Origin of the sequence: Luxibacter massiliensis, from assembly GCF_900604355.1 — a bacterium.
GTDB lineage: Bacteria > Bacillota > Clostridia > Lachnospirales > Lachnospiraceae > Luxibacter > Luxibacter massiliensis.
On the sequence record NZ_UWOE01000001.1, the window covers coordinates 2809130 to 2831336 of the forward strand.

24 protein-coding genes, 7 tRNA genes and 1 pseudogene are annotated in these 22207 nt (G+C 40.2%); 16 read left to right on the top strand and 16 right to left on the bottom strand.

Annotation, left to right across the window (positions count from 1 at the left end):
- Positions 1-20 precede the first annotated feature (20 nt).
- Positions 21-1037: a glycosyltransferase family 2 protein gene (locus tag EFA47_RS12860; RefSeq protein WP_122643650.1), complete on the bottom strand. Its 1017-nt coding sequence runs from the start codon at positions 1035-1037 to the stop codon at positions 21-23.
- A gap of 242 nt (positions 1038-1279) precedes the next feature.
- On the opposite strand from EFA47_RS12860, the gene EFA47_RS12865 reads away from it, so the two are divergent.
- Positions 1280-2515 carry a 6-phosphofructokinase gene (locus tag EFA47_RS12865; RefSeq protein ID WP_122644534.1) on the top strand — a complete coding sequence of 412 codons (1236 nt, stop codon included), beginning with the start codon at positions 1280-1282 and terminating at the stop codon, positions 2513-2515.
- A 150-nt stretch (positions 2516-2665) separates the two neighbouring features.
- On the opposite strand, the gene EFA47_RS12870 is transcribed toward EFA47_RS12865, so the two are convergent.
- The 6 genes from EFA47_RS12870 to EFA47_RS12895 all read right to left on the bottom strand — a co-directional run bounded on the left by EFA47_RS12870 (position 2666) and on the right by EFA47_RS12895 (position 10066).
- The gene (locus EFA47_RS12870; protein ID WP_122643651.1) at positions 2666-4144 is read right to left on the bottom strand and encodes a glycoside hydrolase family 32 protein; all 1479 of its coding nucleotides are present in this window, start codon (positions 4142-4144) and stop codon (positions 2666-2668) included.
- 20 nt (positions 4145-4164) lie between these two features.
- Positions 4165-5508 (bottom strand): glycoside hydrolase family 172 protein, encoded by a 1344-nt coding sequence (locus EFA47_RS12875; protein ID WP_122643652.1) that lies wholly within the window; start codon positions 5506-5508, stop codon positions 4165-4167.
- Positions 5509-5645: 137 nt separating this feature from the next.
- Positions 5646-6476 (bottom strand): carbohydrate ABC transporter permease, encoded by an 831-nt coding sequence (locus tag EFA47_RS12880; RefSeq protein WP_122643653.1) that lies wholly within the window; start codon positions 6474-6476, stop codon positions 5646-5648.
- Entirely contained in the window at positions 6473-7354 is an 882-nt protein-coding gene (locus tag EFA47_RS12885) for a carbohydrate ABC transporter permease (protein WP_122643654.1), read from the bottom strand. The genes EFA47_RS12880 and EFA47_RS12885 overlap by 4 nt, the downstream gene beginning before the upstream one ends.
- Before the next feature lie 113 nt (positions 7355-7467).
- Entirely contained in the window at positions 7468-8790 is a 1323-nt protein-coding gene (locus tag EFA47_RS12890; RefSeq protein WP_122644535.1) for an ABC transporter substrate-binding protein, read from the bottom strand.
- 295 nt (positions 8791-9085) lie between these two features.
- Positions 9086-10066, bottom strand: coding sequence for a LacI family DNA-binding transcriptional regulator (locus tag EFA47_RS12895; protein ID WP_122643655.1), 981 nt, complete (start codon positions 10064-10066; stop codon positions 9086-9088).
- Between the two features lie 315 nt (positions 10067-10381).
- Here EFA47_RS12895 and EFA47_RS12900 point away from each other — a divergent pair.
- The 14 genes from EFA47_RS12900 (at position 10382) to EFA47_RS12965 (ending at position 14776) form a co-directional block, all read left to right on the top strand.
- Positions 10382-10461: transfer RNA gene (locus tag EFA47_RS12900), tRNA-Leu, on the top strand.
- Positions 10462-10704: 243 nt separating this feature from the next.
- The gene (locus EFA47_RS12905; RefSeq protein WP_122643656.1) at positions 10705-10842 is read left to right on the top strand and encodes a helix-turn-helix transcriptional regulator; all 138 of its coding nucleotides are present in this window, start codon (positions 10705-10707) and stop codon (positions 10840-10842) included.
- Positions 10843-11154: 312 nt separating this feature from the next.
- A complete protein-coding gene (locus tag EFA47_RS12910; protein ID WP_122643657.1) occupies positions 11155-11613 on the top strand; it encodes a VOC family protein in 459 nt (152 codons plus the stop codon).
- A gap of 49 nt (positions 11614-11662) precedes the next feature.
- Complete coding sequence (locus EFA47_RS12915; protein WP_122643658.1) at positions 11663-12187, top strand: flavodoxin domain-containing protein; 525 nt, start codon at positions 11663-11665, stop codon at positions 12185-12187.
- 44 nt (positions 12188-12231) lie between these two features.
- Positions 12232-12552, top strand: a complete 321-nt coding sequence (locus EFA47_RS12920) for a TfoX/Sxy family protein (RefSeq protein WP_122643659.1) — start codon at positions 12232-12234, stop codon at positions 12550-12552.
- 57 nt (positions 12553-12609) lie between these two features.
- Positions 12610-13119: a hypothetical protein gene (locus EFA47_RS12925; RefSeq protein WP_206215528.1), complete on the top strand. Its 510-nt coding sequence runs from the start codon at positions 12610-12612 to the stop codon at positions 13117-13119.
- Positions 13073-13417 (top strand): DUF2116 family Zn-ribbon domain-containing protein, encoded by a 345-nt coding sequence (locus EFA47_RS12930; RefSeq protein ID WP_122643660.1) that lies wholly within the window; start codon positions 13073-13075, stop codon positions 13415-13417. The genes EFA47_RS12925 and EFA47_RS12930 overlap by 47 nt, the downstream gene beginning before the upstream one ends.
- A 238-nt stretch (positions 13418-13655) precedes the next feature.
- Complete coding sequence (locus EFA47_RS12935; RefSeq protein ID WP_122643661.1) at positions 13656-13982, top strand: helix-turn-helix transcriptional regulator; 327 nt, start codon at positions 13656-13658, stop codon at positions 13980-13982.
- A 213-nt stretch (positions 13983-14195) separates the two neighbouring features.
- A tRNA-Pro gene (locus EFA47_RS12940) sits at positions 14196-14270 on the top strand.
- Between the two features lie 3 nt (positions 14271-14273).
- Positions 14274-14344, top strand: a tRNA-Gly gene (locus EFA47_RS12945).
- Between the two features lie 50 nt (positions 14345-14394).
- Positions 14395-14468: transfer RNA gene (locus EFA47_RS12950), tRNA-Arg, on the top strand.
- Between the two features lie 5 nt (positions 14469-14473).
- A tRNA-His gene (locus tag EFA47_RS12955) sits at positions 14474-14547 on the top strand.
- A gap of 48 nt (positions 14548-14595) precedes the next feature.
- A tRNA-Gln gene (locus EFA47_RS12960) sits at positions 14596-14667 on the top strand.
- Between the two features lie 36 nt (positions 14668-14703).
- Positions 14704-14776: transfer RNA gene (locus EFA47_RS12965), tRNA-Lys, on the top strand.
- 86 nt (positions 14777-14862) lie between these two features.
- Here the strand turns inward: EFA47_RS12965 and EFA47_RS12970 are convergent.
- The 9 genes and pseudogenes from EFA47_RS12970 to EFA47_RS13015 form a co-directional block, all read right to left on the bottom strand.
- Entirely contained in the window at positions 14863-15363 is a 501-nt protein-coding gene (locus EFA47_RS12970; RefSeq protein ID WP_122643662.1) for a hypothetical protein, read from the bottom strand.
- A 97-nt stretch (positions 15364-15460) separates the two neighbouring features.
- On the bottom strand, positions 15461-17134 hold the full coding sequence (locus tag EFA47_RS12975) for a recombinase family protein (protein ID WP_122643663.1): 1674 nt from the start codon (positions 17132-17134) through the stop codon (positions 15461-15463).
- 97 nt (positions 17135-17231) lie between these two features.
- Complete coding sequence (locus EFA47_RS12980) at positions 17232-17486, bottom strand: hypothetical protein (protein ID WP_122643664.1); 255 nt, start codon at positions 17484-17486, stop codon at positions 17232-17234.
- Positions 17487-17503: 17 nt separating this feature from the next.
- Positions 17504-17971: an RNA polymerase sigma factor gene (locus EFA47_RS20070; protein WP_330512232.1), complete on the bottom strand. Its 468-nt coding sequence runs from the start codon at positions 17969-17971 to the stop codon at positions 17504-17506.
- Positions 17972-18070: 99 nt separating this feature from the next.
- On the bottom strand, positions 18071-18493 hold the full coding sequence (locus tag EFA47_RS12990) for a sigma-70 family RNA polymerase sigma factor (protein ID WP_122643665.1): 423 nt from the start codon (positions 18491-18493) through the stop codon (positions 18071-18073).
- Positions 18494-18946: 453 nt separating this feature from the next.
- Positions 18947-19135 carry a cysteine-rich KTR domain-containing protein gene (locus EFA47_RS13000; protein ID WP_122643667.1) on the bottom strand — a complete coding sequence of 63 codons (189 nt, stop codon included), beginning with the start codon at positions 19133-19135 and terminating at the stop codon, positions 18947-18949.
- A gap of 40 nt (positions 19136-19175) precedes the next feature.
- Positions 19176-19907 carry an alpha/beta hydrolase gene (locus EFA47_RS13005; protein ID WP_122643668.1) on the bottom strand — a complete coding sequence of 244 codons (732 nt, stop codon included), beginning with the start codon at positions 19905-19907 and terminating at the stop codon, positions 19176-19178.
- An 11-nt stretch (positions 19908-19918) separates the two neighbouring features.
- A pseudogene (locus EFA47_RS20500) lies at positions 19919-20548 on the bottom strand (CatB-related O-acetyltransferase).
- Between the two features lie 129 nt (positions 20549-20677).
- On the bottom strand, positions 20678-20941 hold the full coding sequence (locus EFA47_RS13015) for a CD3324 family protein (RefSeq protein ID WP_206215530.1): 264 nt from the start codon (positions 20939-20941) through the stop codon (positions 20678-20680).
- Positions 20942-21421: 480 nt separating this feature from the next.
- On the opposite strand from EFA47_RS13015, the gene EFA47_RS13020 reads away from it, so the two are divergent.
- Positions 21422-22207: a hypothetical protein gene (locus EFA47_RS13020; RefSeq protein ID WP_122643670.1), complete on the top strand. Its 786-nt coding sequence runs from the start codon at positions 21422-21424 to the stop codon at positions 22205-22207.

Consider the following 22207-nt stretch of genomic DNA (forward strand, 5'->3'; position numbering starts at 1 on the left):
TGGCCCTTTGGGCTGGATATTTAGTTAAAGCCTATCAATCTTCTTGCCACACTGTAAACCATGGAAGATACCTTACGTCCTGATCTGCCAGGCAAATTGATTGTCTGTCCCAAAATGCCATAGCGTATTTTCATATAAGTCTTGTAATCTTTCTTCTTTAAATATCCCCACAGTTCTGCTTTTTTCTCTAAATTTTCTTTATTTTTGGAGCGGATACATAAAATAGATGACACAGTCATCATGATAGCCAGATAATTAACCATATATTTTCTCAGCTTTTTACTCGAAATCATCCTGAGTTCATACATCCCAATCATACACTTTGTCACAAATATCTGCTGGTCAACCCTGGATATCATAATTTTTTCATTTACAGACTGATCCTCCCTGCCGATAAAATATCTGTAAAAATCTACATCCATATAATACATTGTCCTGACATGGGGCAAGGGGTAATATACATATATATTATCCACATAAAATGTATGCCGGGGCAGTTTTAACTGGCACAGCTTAAGCATCTCAGTCCGGTAAAGCACAGAGTGCATCAGTATATACTGATCCAGGTGGAAATGCCCTATATCATCCCAGTGGAAAACCTGATTCTGGGGAAGCACATTCTTATAGCGCATGACTTTCTTATGGGAAACGCCTGCTTTTTCATAGACGTAGTTAGATATAACCATATCCACATCTGTCCCTGCCTGTACAAACCCCCTGACAGTATCCAAAATTTTCATCAGTGCCTCTTCATCCACCCAGTCGTCACTGTCCACCACCTTAAAGTATTTGCCGGCTGCATGGGTAAGGCCAGAATTAACTGCATCCCCATGCCCTCCATTTTCTTTATTTATTACTTTGACGATAGATGGATACTGCTCTGCAAAACGCTTGGCTATCTTTTTAGTCTTATCCGTTGATCCGTCGTTTACAATAATGACCTCAACATCTTCTCCGCCTTTCAATATGGAATTTACCGCTTTCTCCATATAAGCCTCTGAGTTATAACATGGGATTGCAAATGTTATATATTTCATAGTAAATACCTCTTCCTTTTAATTACAAAATTATACTGCACATTTCTTAATATTCCAACTATTTTTATAGAAATACCTGCTGTTTTCAAACACTCCCCAGTTGTCAAATATCTCTTTATCCTTTATAGTTACTTTAGGACATCATTGATTATTAATGTGCCCCGCAGGCGAAAGGGATTTTTATAAGATGTGCAGGCACGCTCTAAACAACCTGAAAAATACAATGGAGGTATTGAATGACTATGAAAAAAAATGCAATCGTCGGACAATCCGGCGGCCCTACTGCAGTGATCAACGCCAGTCTTTACGGAGTTATCTATGAGGCCCTCAACAGAGAGGATTCTATAGGGACAATCTATGGCATGATCAACGGAATTGAAGGATTTCTCCAGAATCATTATATGGATATGAGGCCAGTAGATGAATCCGGGGAGCTTGAACTTATTAAGACTACACCCGGCTCCTACCTGGGATCCTGCAGATATAAAATGCCTGAAAATCTAGAAGACCCTGTATATGCCAGCCTTTTTGAGAAATTTATGGAACTGAATATCGGATACTTTTTTTATATTGGAGGGAACGACTCCATGGACACGGTCAGCAAGCTGTCCCGATATGCCCAAAAATGCGAAAGTGACATTCGTTTTATCGGGATCCCCAAAACAATAGACAATGACCTGACAGAAACGGACCATACTCCTGGTTTTGGAAGTGCCGCAAAATATATTGCCTCTACCGTACGGGAGATTTCAACAGACGCCTCTGTATATGATCATAAAAATTCTGTCACCATCGTGGAGATTATGGGGCGCCATGCCGGATGGCTTACTGCCGCCAGCGTCCTGGCCAGGAAGTTTAAAGGAGACAATCCAGTGCTCATATACCTGCCGGAGGCTGATTTTGACCAGGATACATTTATCCAGCGCGTCAGCGAGGCACTGGTATGCACACCTAACCTAGTTGTCTGCATTTCGGAAGGGATACATGACAAAAATGGCACCTTCGTCTGTGAACTTTCCAGCGATGTGGGAGTGGACGCCTTCGGGCATAAAATGCTGACAGGCTCCGGCAAATATCTTGAGAACCTGGTAAAGGAAAAACTCGGCGTCAAGGTGCGGTCTATTGAACTCAATGTATGCCAGCGCTGCTCTTCTGCCATGCTGTCAAAAACAGACCATAAGGAGGCCATTGCCTCTGGGGCCTATGGAGTAAAATGTGCTCTCGACGGAGAAACTGGAAAGATGATAGCTTTCAAAAGAACTGAAGGATCCTCCTATGCTATTAACTATATCACAGCAGATGTGAATATAGTCTGCAATCAGGAAAAGACTGTACCCACCACGTGGATAACAAATGATGGAACAGATATCAGTGAGGATTTTGTCTCTTACGCAAGGCCGCTCATACAAGGGGAGGTAGATGTGCCATCCAAAGATGGCGTCCCTGAATTTGCATACCGCAAATCCAATACCTTGTAAATTAAAACCGGTTCCTACAGGCATGTATAAATCATATAAAGGCACTGTAAACCAGATAGTCTCCCCGCCTGGTTTACAGTGCCAAAGCTTTCCTGCCTCTTTCGGGCAAATAACTATAGCCAAGAGCCAAGGCTGCCTGCAAAACTATTTTTACATTGTTTTAGCTATTTCCCAGCTTTCCATTTTTTCAATAACTGCTCTCCCCCCTGTGGCTGCTATATAATTCTTGCAGTCCTCCTGGGGCAAAAATACATTACAGGATATATTATTTTTATAGTCGTTACTGAAAAGCTCTAAAGAACTCTTATCCGAGAAAATATGGATATCCAGATATTCTTTTCCCATTAAATTCAATGGACTCCTGGCAACCCCCTTACTCCAGCCATCCGAACGGCTTCTGTCGAATGTAATTTCGGCCTTTTCAATATCAAAAGTAATTTCTGTTTTCATTTCTCCGGATACCCGCAGCACTAGCGAAATTTTCCGTGCAGTTGATTCAGTAAGGCGGATTCTGAATTTCATTTCAAAAACATTTCCCTGCCTCAGTGCCAGGGGTTCACCCTCCCCGAGGATCACCTCATTTCGTTCTTTACAGCTCTGCCTTAACTCTTCTGCTTCTCTGACAGGCAGAAATTTCAATGTCTGATCCTCACATAGCACAACCTCTCTTGGCAGGTTAAAGGATCCGCACCATCCCTCCCGGTATGTAGGCCCCCAGTCTTTCCAGAAAGGCATCCAGTCCCACGCATTGGCCCACCCTACAATAATTCTCCGGCCATCCGGCGCTTCAAAGGATTGGGGCGCATAGTAATCGAATCCCCAGTCAATCTCGCCGGAAACTACAGGGTAAAACTTTCCAGTGCTGTAATCAAAATCCCCTGTAAGGTAAACACTGGTCCTCTCTCCTCCTCCCATAGGAGAAAACATAAGTACGTACTTATCCCCCACAGGAAAGAAATCCGGGCATTCCCACATATATCCCCACTCTCCCCTGCTCTCCGCCAATACATTTACAAATTCCCAGTTAAGCATATCTTCAGACTTATACAGGAGCGCCTGGGCCATGCCGCCCTTGTTGGCCCCGCATATTACATAGTACGTGCCGCCGTGCTTCCACAGTTTCGGATCCCTGAAAAAATTCCCGGGGACGCCCTCAGGCGCTTTCAAAACCGGGTTCCCCTCATATTTTTCAAAATGGATTCCATCTTCACTGTACGCAATACACTGAGACTGTTCAAATCCACATCCATTATTAGTTGTTCCTGTATACATCAGAAATAATTTTCCGTCATGCTCAATTGCACTTCCTGAAAAACATCCTCCCTGATGATGGTTATCGTAGTTCTCACTGGGTGCAAGTGCTAAAGGAAGATACTCCCAGTGGAACAAATCCTCGCTCACTGCATGGCCCCAATGCATACTTGACCAAAAGCCTTCATATGGGTTATGTTGATAAAAGAAGTGGTATTTCCCCTTAAAATAAATCAGGCCATTGGGGTCATTGAGCCATCCCGTCTGAGGCATAAAATGATAATGCTGCCTCATCCTTCCCTGCCCCACTATTTCCTTTTTCGCGTCAATCTCTCTCTGAGCCTTCTCAATATTTTGCCGCATTAATTCTTTAGACATAAGACTCCTCCAGTTTTTTCCTATTTATATTCCTCACGAAGTTTCTTTGCAAACTCCGTGTTCAGTTTAGACTCTCTGCGGGCCTTTTCTTCCTTAATCCTGAACTGCTCCTGCCTTGCCGGTGAATATTCCTCCCAACGTTTTGCGTAGGACTCCCTGGCCGCCTGCATTTCCCCAGTCAGCTCAGGCTGCCTTAATTTACGTTCTGGAAGAGCAGGCACATTAGGCAGCCGCTCTTCCACAGGAAGAATAGTAAGAGGTTTGGCTGTAGGCAGTATCTGATACCAGTATGCGGTGGAACTCCAATCGTCAGACAAGTGATTTGCATGTCCATGCTCTATAGTTACACGCAGCTTTTTCTCAAACCTCACCGGATCTGTAATGTGAAAACGGTATGAAACCTGGAATCCGTCTGTATCCCCTTCATGGACAATTGTCCCAAAGAATGGAAATGCGTTGCGCTGCATCCCCCATGCATGGTTAAAATAATCTTCTGTCCCTGTGCCATTCAGGCTTGGATACTCTTCTCCATCAATGAAAAACATATCATTGCCTTCTCCCCACCAGCTTCCCTGGTAATGCTTCACAGTCAGGTTACAGCCCACATAGTGGCCTGTCCCCTCTACATCCAGCACTGTATAGTTTCCTTCCCCTTTAAAATTCGTTACATTATTTACCTCAGGGGAATTTACCTGGATGTCAGGCCCCCATCCCTCACAGGGATTCTCCCTGTGCCAGCTTGCATGGAAATATGCCGTATTTTTGTCAAGCGGCTCTTTATACATCTCATAATCAATATTAAAATATAAAATAAACGGAAGGTCATTCTCATTTATGATTTCTATTTTTGCCTTTTTATTAAATGGCATTGGAAAATAGCATGATACGGAACAAGGCGCTCCATAACGGCCTGCCTCCTCCGGCTTTAATGAGACATTAAATGGGAGGGAAGTAAAATTCCCCGGATAGCAGTTCCCGATACAGAAGAAATCTCCAAAAGGGGCCAGCACGCTGGGGGTATCCTGGTCATCCCAGGTGATTTTAATCAGCGCTTTTCTATAATAAAACGGATCATAATCGTCCCATATAACCCCCAGCGCCGGATGTATTTCCATAACCGGAGCCGCAGAAGCGTTCTGTACTGGGTCAAGAATACTGGGCGCCTTAACTTTTCTACAGGACGATGTCATCCAAATATGAGTTATGCACCCCGGCCCTTCAATCTCCCCCAGGGTAATACTTTCTTTGGCCGGAATTTCCCAATAATCCTGGTTCTTTCCCCTCTGGTCCCAGCTCGCAAGCCTTCCGTTCCTAGCTTGTTTTACAGTTGTCAAATCTTGAAATAATCCTGATACTTTACTCATTATACAATCTCCTTTTCTTAATCATTTACAATTTTACCTATATATCTGCAGGGACAGGCGGGGCAGGCGCCCCCAAGCATACGTGAAGCTGTATACAACCTATAATTTCTTTGTATCTGCAGGCCGTACTGCATCTATTACCCTTTTACGGCGCCAGCGGTCATCCCTTCTACTATATTTTTTTGGAAGAAACCATAAAAAATCAGCTCTGGTATTATAATCATAATACTTGAAGCCACAATACCGCCATAGTCCACTGTATACGTCCCCTTAAAAAAGGAGGCACCCATAGAAAGTGTATAATCCGAAACATCCCGCAGCATAACTGAGGCAAATGGAAACTCATTCCATATATATAACACATTAAAAATTACAATTGTGGCAATTACTGGCTTTGCCATGGGAAGAATTACTTTCAGCATTAAATCCCATATACTGCATCCATCAATAACAGCAGCTTCGTCAATCTCCGTAGGAAGGGACTTCAGATATCCCACCAGCAGCAGCGTATTGAAGGAAATGGAGGTGGCCACATAGGGAAAAATAAGTGCCAGTTTCCCCCTCAGCCCAAATGCCACATTAATTTTATAAACAGGAAACAACAGTATAAACGGAGATATGGAGAGTCCCATAATTAAAAATCCATATATCAGTGAAACCGCCCTCTTATTTTTAAACTCCATTCTGGCCAGGACGAAAGAGCTGAAAAACGTAATCACCAGCTCTAATATAAGTGAGACTGCACAGACAAAAAAAGTATTTCCATATAAGCGTACAAAATCCAATGTCTCAAATGCATTTTTGTAATTTTCCAGGTTCAAACTTTTCGGCAGAGACAGGGGGGCAGATAAAATCTCTGAATTTGTCTTAAAGGAAAGCACAAGCATCCATATAAACGGGTATACTACCAGAAGCGTAATAAAAACCATCAGGGCATACATAAGAGTTTTCTTCTTTTTATTTATCATATCCTGTCCCCCCCCCTCTCCCTGGTCAGAAAGGAATAAATTCCTGTAATAATAAGCGAAAGTACAAATGTAATTGTGGCCAGGGACATCCCGTATCCATAATCGCTGCTTGTAAATGTCATGGAATAGCTATATGTAACAAGGGTCTCTGACAAATGATTGGGGCCTCCTCCTGTGGTCTGCTGTACAATTTCAAATATTTTAAACACACCTGTAATAATCAGCACGGATACCGTGGAGATAGTTGTCCGCATCATCGGAATAATAACATAACGTACTTTCTGGACCGGGCCTGCCCCATCAATTTTCACTGCCTCCAGCACATCCTCCGGTATCATTTTTAACCCGGCAATAAAGATTGTCACAAGATATCCAAGCTGCTGCCAGAAATAAATCACTGCTATGCTGTACGGTGAAAACACTTCTCCGCCAATCCATTTATGCTTCAATCCCTCTGCCCCAATAGTATCTAATACATTATTAATGACCCCTATATTAGGATCCAAAATATAAACCCATATGATTCCCACAATAATAGGCGCTATAATGGCCGGCGAGAAAATAAATGCTTTCGAAAAACCCGTGCCCTTCAGCTTATTATTTAACAGTAAAGCTATCAAAAACGAAAGTGTAAGGAGCAGGATAAATGCCAGCACAAAAATAATCATTGTATTTTTCAGGGAAATCCAGAATACATTATCCTGAAATAACCTGATATAATTTGTGAACCCGTTAAACCTTGCCTTTCCAATCCCCGAATATTTCGTAAAGCTGTATCCTACCGCGATTACTATAGGCAGGACTATAAAAACGCTGTAAACCAGTATTGTGGGAATCAGAAGGCCTATCTTGTATTTTCTTTTACTTAACCAGTGCATACCCTTCCCCCTTGTGGTTGGTTTTACTGTCTGAGTTAAACCAGAGACATTATATTCCACGCAGGGCCAATTTCTGGCCTGCGTGAACTATAAAGGTATTCTTTGTAGTCTAACTAGTTACTGTAAGATAAGGCTTCGTCTATCTTATCAAGGGCCTCAGATGGTTCATAAGTCCCCTGCATTACGCCAAACATAGAATTATAGAGCGCTTCCTGTACTGCAGATGTCACTGTAAGGTCAGGCGCGGCCTCAGGACTTCCCCAGCCGGCTGCTAATGCTGTCAGCATTGCATTCATAGAATACTGGCTCTCCTTTGCTGCTACATCTGAATAATTTGTGGCCGGAAAAATAGAGCCTTCATAAGAAATCTTTGCCGCCTCTTCCCCATAATAAAATTTCAGGAATTCGGACACTGCCTCTGCCACCGCCTCATCATCTGCTACTTCTGCATTTACCACAATAGGCGCTGACGGAACTTTCATAGCAATATCCTGGTTATAATCAGTATCTGTGAATTTGGGTCCCCACCAGAAGCCAATATTTTCCCCGATATTTTCATCAAACTCTGCGCAGTCCCACTGGCCGGTACCAAACATGGCCGCTCTTCCTTCATTAAATAGCTGCTTTGCATCAAAATATTCAATAGTTGCCATATTTTCAGGAAATGCACCTGCTTCTGATATTCCTTTCAGCTTTTCAAAACAAGCTGTCATATCTGGATTATTGAACTTTTCTTTTCCCTCTAAAATACTATCAATATTTTCTTCCCATCCATACCTTGCAAGAGTCTCATTAAATTCCCACATTGCATATGCACTGTTCTTACTGCCGATGGATAAAGGTGTAACGCCGCTCTCCTTCAACTTTTTAATCATTTCAATAAATTCTTCATATGTAGTTTCATCTGTGGGGTAAGCTACTCCAGCTTTGTCAAATAAATCTTTGTTATAAAAAATCCCCTGCACATTGCACTGGTATGGTAATCCATACTGTCCATTTTCATCCTTAAATGCACTTTCCATTCCTCCCAGCGCCTCTGAAATATCAGAATTTTCAGACAGAAAACCTGACAGATCCATCAGGACACCAGATTCACTGTATTCAGGAGCTTCACTGGCATCCAGCCAGAATATTTCCGGCAATGTTCCATCCGAGGCCTCAAGTTTCATGTTTTTAGAATGTGATTCCTTATCAGACGCCTCAAACTCGACTTTATACTTCCCCTCATACTCTTTATTAAAAGCCTGGACAATATTATATGTGACGGCCTCCTGTTCCTGGGGATTGGCTACATGAATGCCAAATTTAATTGTAACGGCCCCGTTCTCGTCCTTCTGGGCCGAATCGCTCCCGCCGCTGCAGCCCGACAATAGGCCGGCTGCCAATGTACCCACCAAGGCGGCAGACAATAGTTTTTTTAAAATTCCTTTTTTCATCTCTTTTCCTCCTTTTTTTGAAAATTTCTTTTTTTCCATCGTATGGAACCCGTTCCATGTTTTAGAAAAAATATATGCCCGAAGGCTTTGATGTTGATTAGCTGTTGGCGCCTGATTATGGAACGGGTTCCATAATCAGGTAAAAAAAATAATACTTAATCTAATGCCTTGCCTGTTACTTTATGTCCCTTATATTACACCACTTATAAAAAATGTCAACCTTGTTTTTATGTTTTCTATTCTTTTTGTTTATATCTACAAAATATTAACGTATCCTTTTGTATATTTTTCACAATCATAAGGTTGTCTTTCCTTTTCTAAGCTCTACATCCAATAAAACACGCCTGTTTTTATAGCTTTTACCATTCACCAGCCTGGAAATTAATCTCGCAGATTCGCTTGCCAACTTCTCCATCGGCTGAACCACTGCAGTAATTTGGGGTTCAATTACCTTTGTTATAAATGTGCCGTCATATGCCACTATCTTTATATCTTCTGGTATCTTTTTATCCCTTCGGATGGCCTCATACATATATCTGATGGCCGGCTGGTCCACGCCGAATACACCGTCAAAATCTATCCCCATCTCGAATACTTTGGATACGGTTTCTTTATAATATTCTGTATCGAAACGATTCCACTCTAACTGATAAGGATACGTTGTCACATTGTACTTCTTCATGATCCGCTCAAACTCATAATGCCGGTCGTGGTATGGGGATTCCACTGCCCGGGATCCACAAAAATGCAGGACATTCTTACATCCGCTTTTTATAAATTCCTCAGCAGCCAGCCGGCCGCCTCTTTTATGGTTCACAGCCACCACAGGTATATCTTCCCCCAAATAGCGGTCGATTGCCACTATGGGCTTATGTATTTTCCGGTACTCCTCCACATCCAAAGAATGTACCCCTGTTATCACTCCATCAACAATATGCCTGTTCAGCATATCCAAGTATTCCAGCTCAGCGTTCTTTTCCTTCACTGTATTACAGAGCATTGTCTTATATCCCTGTTTATATAACTCTGCCTCAAGGCACTCTACAAACTCTGCAAAGAATGGATGTGATACACTTGGCACCAGGACAGCAATAATTCCTGTCTTCTTATGAAACAAATTTCTGGCCAGTTCATTTGGAGTATAATTGAGTTCCCTCATAGCCTCTTCTATTTTCTGCCTTGTCTCTTCTGATACATAACCGCTGTTATTTAATACTCTTGATACTGTTGTGGATCCCACATTAGCCTTTCTGGCTACATCTCTGATACTTGCCATTTCTCCCCCCTCCTTTCTGATAATTCTATTTATCTTTAGTTGTAATATATTTCCCGGCAAAAGTCAAATATTTTAGCCGCAATGGTACCAGGCTACTATTCTATGCCCTCGTCATAAGGGGGATACTTACTTAAGCAAAAGCTTTGTACAAGTTAAGTTTTAATAGTAAAGTATTCCTATCCGGAAAGTTATTTCTTGACAAGTTTGGGCCTGTACGATAAAATCATACCCAGGGATGTCTTTGGTATGGATTCCCAAATACGCCATCCAATTTCAGCATCCTGGCAAAATAGGTTCAGTACTGTTATATAATAAGCGGGTGTGGCGGAATGGCAGACGCGCTAGACTTAGGATCTAGTGTCTACGACGTGCAGGTTCAAGTCCTGTCACCCGCACTCAAGATATACTAAAAATCCGAATCCGGTTCCGGGCAGGAACGGCTTCGGATTTTTAGTATATCTTGAGTGCGAAAAGCAAAAACGGCGGTATCGTGCATGATACCGCCATTTTTGTCATGAGGGGAACCCACATTAAGGTAAAATGTTAAAAATAGGGGCAAAATTGCATCATAGCATTGATAGAATCCTGCTCCTCCAAGCAGTATAATAATGATATAATCACATAAAGGAGGAAATGCTATGAGTTTAGGAAATAATTTGTTTAAGGCACGGAAGAAAAAAGGAGTGCCTCAGGAATATGTTGCAGAAAAACTAGGTGTAAGCCGTCAGACCATATCCAAATGGGAAACAGGCGTTTCCCAAACAAAAGGATATTAAGGAACAACCTGTGTTTACCTGCTTGCGGATAAAAGAATATTGTTATTGAATTAAGAGGTACTACATAGATGTGTTTTGGTATCTCTTTTTTATTGATGTGAAACAGCAGACTATTTCATTTCTGCTTGATTACTCTAAACTTATCAGGCTGTGGTTTGTCAAGGGCTTGTTGTGTAAGCAATGCTGAACAGCACCCTTTACAAAACATAGACGGATAAGTAACTTTTCATAAGCAGAAAAGAAATGACAATCCTTAAAGATGAATGATATAATAAATGTAAAGACAAATTGGAAGATGTGGAGATAGCGAAAATGAAATTGAAAAATCCCATGCTGGTAGTAACAGATATAGACAAATCAGTCGAGTTTTACAAAAAGTTTTTTGGGCTTCATGTGATTATGGATTTTGGGGCAAATAAAACTTTAACAGGCGGTTTGGCTTTGCAGACAGTTGAAACATATAAAGACTTTATCGGGAAGAGCGATATTTCTTTTGGTGGAAATAACTTTGAAATTTACTTTGAAGAAGATAATTTTGATGAATTTGCGGATAAGCTGAAAGAATTTGATGTTGAATATGTCCACCCTATTGTAGAACATTCATGGGGACAGCGTGTTGTTCGTTTCTATGACCCAGATAAACATATTATCGAAGTTGGCGAGAACATGAAAATAGTATGCAAGCGTTTCTTAAATAGTGGAATGACACCAGAACAAGTAGCAGAACGCATGGATGTACCTATGAAATTTGTAAATGCCTGTATGCGATAAATCCGAGTTTAACTGAAAGAAAAATAAGAAGTTGTAGAGGAAATGATATATGAATACTTTAATTATATATGGCAGTCAGTATGGTACAACAAAGCAATATGCAGAAAAATTTGCAGAAATGACGGGATTTCCAGTTATCAGCTATGAAGATATAAAAACCTTGACTGATTATGAGCGAATAATCTATTTTGGTGGTTTATATGCAGGCGGCATTAAAGGGTTAAAGAATACAGTTAAACAATTATCTCCAAATACAAAGCTGGTTATCGTGACAGTAGGATTAGCAGATGTATGTGATAAGGAAAATATAAGCAATATCAGTAATTCCATAAAAAAACAAGTGCCAGAACATTTATTAAAAATTTCATCTGTTTTTCATTTAAGAGGTGGGATTGATTACAGCAAATTGAATTTCAAGCACAAGACTATGATGAAAATGTTATATCATTCTCTTAAAAACAAGCCAGTTGAAAGCCTTACGCAAGAAGATAAGGCACTGATAGAAACCTATAACAAAAAAGTTGATTTTGTTGATTATGATTCACTAAAACAAATTGTAGAGGTGACTCAATAAATTTCAGCTTATTTGACTGAAAAATACGAAGTGAAGGTGGAAATATGGCATCAAGCAAAGAATATTTGGAGTTTATTTTAGGGCAGTTATCCGAATTAGAAGAAATTACATATCGTGCCATGATGGGAGAATTTATTATCTATTATCGTGGCAAGATTGTCGGCGGTATCTATGATGATAGATTGCTTGTCAAACCAGTAAAATCAGCAATTAGTTATATGCCAACAGCTCCGCATGAGTTACCCTATGAGGGGGCAAAAGAAATGTTGTTGGTAGATGAAGTTGATAATAAAGTATTTTTGACAGGTTTGTTTAGTGCGATGTATGAGGAGTTGCCAGCACCGAAACCGAAAAAGAAGAAATAAACAAATCCTAGTTTAACTGAAAGAAAAATTAGAAGTCGCAAAAGGAGTGAAATGGAAATGTGTGTAGAATGTTATGTTGATAAAAACAGAATAACACCACTCTTAAATCCATTGGATTGTTTAGAAAATCATACACAATACATTTGTGGAACTTGTGGACGGTGCATTTGCATTGAACATGATTCTAAACGTGGATTACAACGATGGAACTTTCCTTTTAAATCGTTAGAAATTGCAAAATTGTATTTACGTACTGCTGATTATAGTATGAAAAAGCCATGTGGTATTTATGAACTAAAAAGTGAAAATGGCAGACTTTCATACAAAATCTTTGCGAACATCGAGGACTTACAGTTATATCTAAAAAAGAACAAAGGGAAAATTTGTAAAGATATGAAGCCAGTTTTTATTATTGAAGAATACAGAGAATATGCAAATACGCAGATAAGAAAATTGACCTCTGATGAAATACAGAAATATATGTCAGAACGACAACTTAGAAGTTGTCGAGGTGATAAAAATGAAAAAATGCAAATATTGTGGCAAAAAAATAAGTGGCAGTTTTGAGTTTTGTTGCCATGAATGTGAAAATAGCTATACAAAAAATATTGAAAAGGCTGAAAGCAGAATTAAATATTTTATTATCGGAATAATTATAGGATTTCTAGTTATGTTTTATGGAGTTATATCAAACAGTGACTTCATTATTGGAGATGGAATTATAGTAATGGGTATAGTTGCTGTTGCGCTACCATTTACTACGCCTGAAACCGTTGCTCTTTTAGGCTATCAGAAGTCAAGAATTGTGGGAAGAATACTCGGTACATTACTTATAGTAGTTGGGATATGGGTAGGCTTTGTCTAATGATAAATCCCAGTTGACCGAGCAGAGCCGGGGATACTTTTTGAACGAAAGTTCAGGAAGATGGAACGATTAGAAAACCTGGAATTTGTAAGGTGCGAAAATGAGCAATCCGTTTTTGAAAATGATAAAAATTTGCTGATTTCTGTGGTTGCAACCCCTTGTTGCGGAAAAGCAACTACATTTTGGTGGTGTGCTATCGACAAAAATCGTATGCTGATAGCGAAAGGAGGAACACAGAATGACCTTTGGAGAGAAAATACAAAAATTGAGGAAGGAAGCTGGACTATCTCAAGAGGAACTCTCTTATCAGTTAGGAGTATCCAGACAAGCAATCAGCAAATGGGAGCGTGACGAAACCTTGCCAGACATATGCCAATCAAAAAAACTTGCCGTATTGTATAACCTATCGCTGGATGAATTAATTGAATTTGATATAGATATCAAGGAAATACAGGAGGCTATTGACAAAACAAACGAGACAGTTTCAAAAAAGGTAGACTGGACAAATGCATTGCCTCAAAACCGAAAACAAAAGTTCGCAGTAGTCTATACTGGACAGTCATAAAAGTGTCCCCTGAACCTGCACTAAAATCAAGTATTGGTCCGGGTATTGCTTGTATGGCCGTAACACACTGCTATGAGACGAAAAAACTATTTAATTGGCAAATTTTTCATATTTCTTTAAAAAACCCCTGAAAAATGGAAAATAATTGTTGACATAATGATAGTGTTATTATATAATAACCCTTGTGTCACGGTAAAACTGACAAAATACCATCGGGGTGTGGCTCAGCTTGGCTAGAGCGCCTGGTTTGGGACCAGGAGGTCGCAGGTTCGAATCCTGTCACCCCGATATGCGGGTGTAGTTCAATGGTAGAACACCAGCCTTCCAAGCTGGATACGTGGGTTCGATTCCCATCACCCGCTTTCTTACAGCCAAGAAGTTGTAAGGAGCCAGATTAGGGGATATATTTCATGAGTCTGTAGCTCAGCTGGATAGAGCAACGGCCTTCTAAGCCGTAGGTCGAGGGTTCGAATCCCCCCAGGCTCGTTATGGTGGGTGTGGTGCAGTTGGTTAGCGCGCCAGATTGTGGTTCTGGATATCGTGGGTTCGAGTCCCATCACCCACCTTTACTTTTTATAGTACTGGCAACGCAGTGTCAGACATAAGTCTTTAATGGGCTATCGCCAAGCGGTAAGGCACAGGACTTTGACTCCTGCATTCGCTGGTTCGAATCCAGCTAGCCCAGTTTACCTGGACAAGCAGGGTATTATATTTATAGTAGGGGCGTGTAGCTCAGGTGGTAGAGCACTTGACTTTTAATCAAGTTGTCCGGGGTTCGAATCCCCGCACGCTCAGTAATTTTTAGTAACCGTGGAAGCTGATTCCACGGTTATTTTTTTCAAAGGCCTTGTAAATACGGCCTTTGCGGTGTATGAGCGCTTTACACATAAGGCTTAACCGAAGCCAGCAGCTCATCTTTTAATCCGGCTGTATCATCTGTATAAGTGACCGTCATTTCTATTGAATACTCACTTTTTACCCTTACATAAAGCTCTGAATTTATCTGTACTCCATTGGCTGACAATTTTGCTTTGAGGCATTCATAGCTTTCACCGGCAATTTCCACTGTATGGATATCCTCTACCGGTGTGTAGGCCGCTCCTTCCTCCAGGGAGCTTTCCAAATTTTGTTTGGCATACTCGGCCAGCTGCTTAGAAGTAATATTTTTCATGCCCGTATTCTGGACTACGATATTAATATTGGGTATCCCTGGCGCCGCCGCAGCCATCATTTCATAAATCACTGTTCCCTGCTCATAGGTTTCCTCAATCAAATCTGCCCTCTCTTCAGTCGTATATGCCTTCCCCACATCAACTGCATCGGCAATATCCTCATCAGAGGCCATTGTTAAAGATTCTGGTAAATCTATGCGAATGTTCATCCATTCACTTTCAAAGTGGCTCCCATTTCGTCCCCTTCACATAAGGAAGTGAAGGGACGAGGGCTGCTCTGAGAGATTACGGTATAGTCATTCGTGGCTATGCCGTTTTTTCTTTTTGGGAACGCTTCTGTTTCAAGCGTTCTTGGAACATTGCTTCATATTCTTCAGCAGACGGGGCTGTTATGATACCAACGCCGTTGTAGTAAATATCAATCGGATATACGGTTTTTCCATCTATGACCTGCTTTTTTGAAACCATAATGCAGTCGATAAATTCATTGACTATGGCAGGAGTAAGCTCCTCGATTTCCGTGTATCGCTTGACCTTTTGGATGAACGCTGATACATTTTCCGTCTTGTCATTTTGTGCTTCAACATCAGCTTTCAACTGCGAAAGAGCTTCTTTTAGAGATTTCTGCTCCTCCTCATAATTTGCCGACATGACTGCAAAACGCTCATCATTCAGTTTGCCCGATACATTGTCCTCATATATCCGCTGAAATAATACATCTAATTCTGTAATACGCTTTTCGGATTTTGCAAGCTCTCGGCGTTTTTTGGCAAGCTCCTTTTTCTGCTCCTCACTCGATTTCTCAAGCTGTTCCTGCACAAACTGTTTTTCAAACGCTTGTACATAAAACAGAACACGCCGCAAGCTTTCAAGCACTAAGGCATAGACGACCTTTTCCCGAATATAATGTGCGGTGCAGTTTGCCGTATTTTTACGGTAGTTAGAGCAGAAGAAATATGCCTGCTCTCGGCTGTAATTATTTGTTACGCTGTAATACAGTTTTTCGCCGCAGTCCCTACAGTAAAGCAATCCCGAAAACATACTGACCTCGCCTGTGCGGTTTGGTCTGCGTTTGTTAGCACGAAGCGTCTGCACAAGTTCCCAAATTTCCCTATTAATAATGGCTTCGTGGGTATTCTCAAAGACTTTCCATTCTTCCTTTGGTCGCTCAATTTTCGTTTTACCCTTAAATGAACGTGTAGTGGAACGGAAGATTACCGTATCACCGATATATTCCTGCCTTTCAAGAATATCTGCGACCGTTCTTGCCGCCCATTTATGAGGGATAGCCGGAAGTGCCGATGTCTTTCTGCCCTTCGCTTGCCAATGCTCTGTTGGCGTTAGAATACCCTCCGAAAATAGAATGTTTGCTATCTGTGTCGGTCCATACCCCTCAACGCATAAGCGGAATATTTTCCGCACAACTTCGGCGGCTTCCTCATCAACAAGCCATTCATCGGGATTAGCTTCATTTTTCTTGTAGCCGTATGGAATTACCGTTGTCAGCGGTTTACCCGACATACCTTTGTTCTGAAATACCGCACGCACCTTCTTTGATGTATTCTTGGCATGCATTTCATAAAACCAGTCCTGCACGGGAAGAAAATCGCTGAGTCCATCTTTTGTGTCGATATTATCCATAATAGCGATATACCAAACGCCTAAACGCACAAAATCTTCCTCCAAAAGCTGACCGACAACAAGGCGGTTTCGTCCGAGCCTTGAATGGTCTTTGACAATGATGGTTTCAATCTGTCCTGCTTCGGCAAGCTCCATCAGTTCCATAAAAGCTGGTCTTGTAAAACTTACTCCCGAATACCCGTCGTCTACAAAGAACTTAGTATTCTTAAATCTGTTTTCGTTTGCGTATTTTTCTACGATTGATTTCTGATTGGTAATACTGTTGCTCTCACCTTGCAGTTCATCATCTCTTGATAGTCTGCAATAAAGAGCGGTTATTTTATCTGACTGTCTGTTCAAAATTAACTCCTTTCCGACAGTCGGATATGATGTTTGTAGTAATGCTATTTTACCATATCTACCGTCTTACTTCAATGCTTTAAAGTGATAATCTTTTCTATTGTTCGCTTTTTAACACTATCCTGCGTACCTTGTCCACCATATTCTCGGCTTTGCTATTGTCAAAATGGGAGCAAACAACATAGTAAATGCCGTCAAATTCCTGTACAAAATCCAATTCTTTAGGCTTGGAGATTTGTTCAAAAAAGGCAAGGCGTTTTTCCTTTGGTAATTCGGCAAGCATATCGTAGATACTGTCGATTTCTTCTCGGATAGTGATATCTTCAATAATTTCATTCTGCTCGTTCATCATTCAATCCTTTCTCAGTATCAAGCACAGAGATATTGCTTCATCTGCGCCTTTACCTTTTCTTTAGCGATAATTACAGACCGTCGTACCGCCTGTGCCGTGCAGTTCTCCATAGCGGCGATTTCGTAATTGCTATAGTCGTACTCATAATAAAGCAGGAAACGCCGCCTTTGAATTTCGGGCAGGCTGTTAATCGCCTTATACAGCAATTCCGAGCGTTCTGTTTCAATAATGATTTCTTCAACGCTTTTGGGAATGTATCTTGCCCGTCTGTTCAGTGTTTCTTCGTAGACCTCGTTAAATTCCTTGTGGTGTTGGTCGGACTGTTGGAGAGTGCGGTTTTTCCGTTCCAACTGCCGAAACGCAAAGTACAATTCTTTCAATACATCCAAACTCTGAAACACTCCCGTGCTGTCCTTAAAGCTGATAAAATATTTCATCACTCCATCGGCGCAGCTTCCCTCTCGGAGCGTGTAAACCCTGTTCATAAAAGTCACTTGTCTTTCCTCCTGCTAAAAAAATGGGCGAGAGGTTTTTAAGCCTCTCACCCAATAACCCGCAGGAAGATAGAAATTTCCCTTTAGCCTTTAAAATTGCTTTAGCTTATTACGCAGCCTTTCTATCCGCTTGTAAATGGACTTTATAGATAGGTTTACGATTGCCGAGATTTCCTTTGTAGAATAACCCTGCATTTTCAGCAGGACGATTTGCAGGGTACGCTTGTCCAACGTAAGTAATGCTTGATACAGATTTTCGTTATCAATCTCATTCAGTAAATCCGTAACGGTCTTTACATCTACAAAAGGCTCTACCTCTGCCATTCCCTCAAGGTATTCTCCAAAATCGCTTGTCCGACGGTAAAACCGCCTATTAGAATTAAACTCTGCTCGGTCATAGGTGCGGATTTCTTCAATGGTATCCTCATCAACACCGTATTTCCGTAAAATCGTTTCCTCGGCTTCTTTCCAGATACGCCATTTCCTTTCTTCCCGTCCGTGGTTGTATGCCATTTGAATTTTCCCCCAATCTGAATTTTTGAAATACTAAAAATCCAGATTGAGGGGCGGGGAGCGACAGCCAACGCCAGAAACAGCCTTACGGCGTATTCCTGCAAAAAATGACAAAAGAAAAACCGCAAGGACTGTCATACCTTTACGGTTTAGGGAGAATTTATTTCTATTATGTAGAGATTTGACTTCTACTTTTGAGGTGCAAAACCCCTGTGTATTGATGAGAATTTTTTTAACAGATTACCTGCTATTCTTTGGTAGTATATATGTAAACGAAAGTCATCGCTTGCAAGCAAAAAAATCCCTCCAAACTCAAACAGGTCTGTAGGGTAAAACTATTTTCATTTGGGCATGAAGATACAGTCCACCAAAACACTGTTTTTTTATTTGGTGGACTTGTCCTACCTATGTTCTATAAAGAAAAGAGCCGACAAACTGTGATTGCTCACAAGTTTATCGGCTCTGAGTCATTGCGTCTGGCTCTTTGATGATTGTTATCTGCAAGTCCTTTGCTTCAATCAAAGTTTCCTGTTTACATTTCGGACAGTAAAGAGGATAGTTTATCAAAATAGTATCCTCTCTAAGTCTATCACGGGTTTTACTGCTACAGACAGGACAGCGCACCCATTTTATTTCACTCATTCTGCCTTTCCTCACTTTTGAAATAATCTCTTAACAATATTTACCTTTCATCTTTTGATAATTCTTTGCTTTTTAGATTTGTAATTAGCCATTTACGTATAGCTTTTAATTGTTCTTCCGTATGAAACCAATGCTCGCCACTCTCCATCACATCTAAGCCACAATGAAATTTATGTGCAAAATGTTCCACTATATCACGGTCAATTAAATTATCCCTTCCGCCATATAGTATTTTAGTAGGAACTTCCCACTTTGTAATCGGATGGGATAGCGCATATTCCCAATACCTCCAAGAAAGGGTTTGACCGAATGTGGTAGGTATAATAAGCTCTTTCTTCAACTGTTCCTCTGTAACATTCGTCCAACCCATCATTTTTAATATGAGTTGCTTCATATCCAGAACGGGCGAAACAAACAGGCAATTATCCAAACATTCATTGCCGAAACTAAGTATACTAAACCAAGCCCCTATGCTGTTTGCAAATAAAGACACTCGTTCCCAATGCATCTTTACAAATCCCATAACACCAGTCAACTCTGGCACAATATGCCACGGGTCAAACGAATCAATCTCGTCTTTTCTTTCTCCATGCTCTGGCAAATCTATACTTAAAACCTGATAATCATATCTACAAATAACTTTGGTGATACTCTGTGCTTCCTCTTTATTTCCGCCTTGACCGTGAATATATAAATATATCTTTCTTGACGGTACTCCAAAAATAATTGCAGGAATTCCATCTATTGTAGTTATTTTCTTTGTAATAGCCATTTTCACACACCTCAATATCTTAATTGCTCTATATGACCAGACTTAATCGATTGGATGTTCTGAACTATTTTTTCTTCTGACCAATCCCACCATTTCAATTTAAGCAACTTTGCGATTGTTTCATCATCAAACCGTTTTCTGATAGGTTTTGCTGGCACTCCTCCTACAATTGTATAAGGCGGGACATCTTTCGTGACAACAGCACGAGTCCCTATAATTGCACCATCGCCAATCGTAACACCTGCCAAAATGACTGCTTCATATCCAATTCAGACATCATTGCCAACAATAATATCCCCTTTGTTATCCCACGCCTCTGTAACATTCTTTTTCTCAAGTTCCCACTCATCGAAAAATAGGGAAAATGGATATGTGGACAGAGAAGCCATTGTATGATTTGCGCTATTAAAAAGAAACTTTGCACCGCAGGCAATTGAACAAAACTTTCCTATAATGAGTTTGTCGTGGTTAATCGGATAGTGATAAAGAATATTGTTCTTTTCAAAATCCATAGGGTTATTTACAAAATCGTTATACATGGTATAATCTCCCACAGTAATGTTTGTATCGGTAATTGCATTTTTTAGATAAATAGTCTGCGTATCAGCTGTCCGTGGATATAAAATTTTAGAGTTCGCCATTTTTGTAGTCCTCCTGTTGAAAATGCTATATCATAATTGTACACATCAACAGAGCGATTCTCAATACACCAAACAATGCAGAAACAATCAGTAGAAAAAGAGAGCTGCTTTTTCAGCAGCTCCCTGTAATCATTTCTGATATATTATTTTCCTTATGGCATATACCGAAAGATAGTATTGCTCCGCAAGTTCCTCAATCGAAACACCGTTCTGATATTTCTTTATGATGATTTTGTTGCGTTTATAAAGTTCTTTTCGGTAACCAGATAATTCACCCCAAGATTTATGTTGTTCGTCTTTGGCGGGTATATAGATATAACCCGCTTGCACATATTTTTGCAGTTCCTCGACCAACATATCAGGGAGAATTGTATTTGCATTGATGTATTTCATATGCAAGCTTCCTCCTTGATTAATAAAGTCAAGTAGCAAAGCCAGCAATATTATATTAGCGACTTATAATTACTCCATGCAAATGTCGCTCATTATACTGGCTTTGCATGGAGCCATACTTTGTTTTTCCTTTTCTTATTTATGCACATGATTTTTCACCACCAATATAAATGAATCGTTCTTTAATGTTTATAAGTATATCATTAAATTTTGAATACTTCAAGCTAATAAAGGGTTTTAGGGACGAACGTCCCTAACAAGCGAACTTGGTTAGCCAAATTCAGTGCTTGGTAAGACGATTTGCATTGGGGATTTAAAAGAATATTGGAAAATAAAATTTGTACTCATATGACTAAATAAAACACATTTTAACCGAATGATAGTGTTTGTATAAAAAATACAAACACTTAAGTGCCTGTAAGTACTTGAAAAACATATATTATAGGTGTATAGTTAAAGAAAAATTCTGGAGGCAAAAAAATGGCAAAAACAAATGGAAATAATTTACCTGCATATTCTACAATTGATAATATGCTACTTCTTCTTGATACCCTTAAGAGAAAGAAAAAAGAAGATGAAGTAAAAGCTATCTTCGGAAAAGGTGGTTCGGCGTACACAAATACAAAGTCGGCATTGAGAACATTAGGATTTGTAGAGATTGACTCGCTTGAGTTTACTGATAAAGGACGGAAAGTAGTATATTCTCAAGACGAAGATAGAAAAAATGAAATGGTTAAAATGCTAGTAACCTATCCGCCGTATGAAGTGTTTTTGATGAGTTTACTGCAAAAAGATAATCTAAATGAAACTGAAGTGGATGAAATTGTTAATTTCTGGGGAAAAGCAAATTATGGTTCTACTGAAAGAAATCGTGAAGATGGTGCGAAGTTGTTTATGAGTATTTTGGATTACCTAGAACTAGGAAAATATGTGATAGGCAGAGGTAGCAATTCTACGCGCATTGAGTGGGAAAGTGATACTAAAGAACGAATACAAAGATTAATAGATTCCCAAGGTAGCTGTGATACATGTACATCTCATAATGAGCAAGAGGATATTAAGGATGCAGTATTTACTGAAAATAATCTTATGGATGATATTCAGGGCGAAATACCAATTCAATTAACAACTAATGCTAACGGAAATGAGAAAATTAATGTCGTGAGAAGTCCTCATATAACAATAAATGTAGATATGAGTGAATGGAGTGATGAAAAGATAGAAATTTTCTTTAAGTACGCTTATGGGAAATTTGAGGAGGATTAA

Excerpts from the sequence above, each read along its gene's own strand:
- EFA47_RS12860 (WP_122643650.1), bottom strand. The coding sequence starts at position 1,037 with ATGAAATATATAACATTTGCAATCCCATGTTATAACTCAGAGGCTTAT.
- EFA47_RS12865 (WP_122644534.1), top strand. The coding sequence starts at position 1,280 with ATGAAAAAAAATGCAATCGTCGGACAATCCGGCGGCCCTACTGCAGTG.
- EFA47_RS12870 (WP_122643651.1), bottom strand. The coding sequence starts at position 4,144 with ATGTCTAAAGAATTAATGCGGCAAAATATTGAGAAGGCTCAGAGAGAG.
- EFA47_RS12875 (WP_122643652.1), bottom strand. The coding sequence starts at position 5,508 with ATGAGTAAAGTATCAGGATTATTTCAAGATTTGACAACTGTAAAACAA.
- EFA47_RS12880 (WP_122643653.1), bottom strand. The coding sequence starts at position 6,476 with ATGATAAATAAAAAGAAGAAAACTCTTATGTATGCCCTGATGGTTTTT.
- EFA47_RS12885 (WP_122643654.1), bottom strand. The coding sequence starts at position 7,354 with ATGCACTGGTTAAGTAAAAGAAAATACAAGATAGGCCTTCTGATTCCC.
- EFA47_RS12890 (WP_122644535.1), bottom strand. The coding sequence starts at position 8,790 with ATGAAAAAAGGAATTTTAAAAAAACTATTGTCTGCCGCCTTGGTGGGT.
- EFA47_RS12895 (WP_122643655.1), bottom strand. The coding sequence starts at position 10,066 with ATGGCAAGTATCAGAGATGTAGCCAGAAAGGCTAATGTGGGATCCACA.
- EFA47_RS12905 (WP_122643656.1), top strand. The coding sequence starts at position 10,705 with ATGAGTTTAGGAAATAATTTGTTTAAGGCACGGAAGAAAAAAGGAGTG.
- EFA47_RS12910 (WP_122643657.1), top strand. The coding sequence starts at position 11,155 with ATGAAATTGAAAAATCCCATGCTGGTAGTAACAGATATAGACAAATCA.
- EFA47_RS12915 (WP_122643658.1), top strand. The coding sequence starts at position 11,663 with ATGAATACTTTAATTATATATGGCAGTCAGTATGGTACAACAAAGCAA.
- EFA47_RS12920 (WP_122643659.1), top strand. The coding sequence starts at position 12,232 with ATGGCATCAAGCAAAGAATATTTGGAGTTTATTTTAGGGCAGTTATCC.
- EFA47_RS12925 (WP_206215528.1), top strand. The coding sequence starts at position 12,610 with ATGTGTGTAGAATGTTATGTTGATAAAAACAGAATAACACCACTCTTA.
- EFA47_RS12930 (WP_122643660.1), top strand. The coding sequence starts at position 13,073 with ATGAAAAAATGCAAATATTGTGGCAAAAAAATAAGTGGCAGTTTTGAG.
- EFA47_RS12935 (WP_122643661.1), top strand. The coding sequence starts at position 13,656 with ATGACCTTTGGAGAGAAAATACAAAAATTGAGGAAGGAAGCTGGACTA.
- EFA47_RS12970 (WP_122643662.1), bottom strand. The coding sequence starts at position 15,363 with ATGAACATTCGCATAGATTTACCAGAATCTTTAACAATGGCCTCTGAT.
- EFA47_RS12980 (WP_122643664.1), bottom strand. The coding sequence starts at position 17,486 with ATGATGAACGAGCAGAATGAAATTATTGAAGATATCACTATCCGAGAA.
- EFA47_RS20070 (WP_330512232.1), bottom strand. The coding sequence starts at position 17,971 with ATGAACAGGGTTTACACGCTCCGAGAGGGAAGCTGCGCCGATGGAGTG.
- EFA47_RS12990 (WP_122643665.1), bottom strand. The coding sequence starts at position 18,493 with ATGGCATACAACCACGGACGGGAAGAAAGGAAATGGCGTATCTGGAAA.
- EFA47_RS13000 (WP_122643667.1), bottom strand. The coding sequence starts at position 19,135 with ATGAGTGAAATAAAATGGGTGCGCTGTCCTGTCTGTAGCAGTAAAACC.
- EFA47_RS13005 (WP_122643668.1), bottom strand. The coding sequence starts at position 19,907 with ATGGCTATTACAAAGAAAATAACTACAATAGATGGAATTCCTGCAATT.
- EFA47_RS13015 (WP_206215530.1), bottom strand. The coding sequence starts at position 20,941 with ATGAAATACATCAATGCAAATACAATTCTCCCTGATATGTTGGTCGAG.
- EFA47_RS13020 (WP_122643670.1), top strand. The coding sequence starts at position 21,422 with ATGGCAAAAACAAATGGAAATAATTTACCTGCATATTCTACAATTGAT.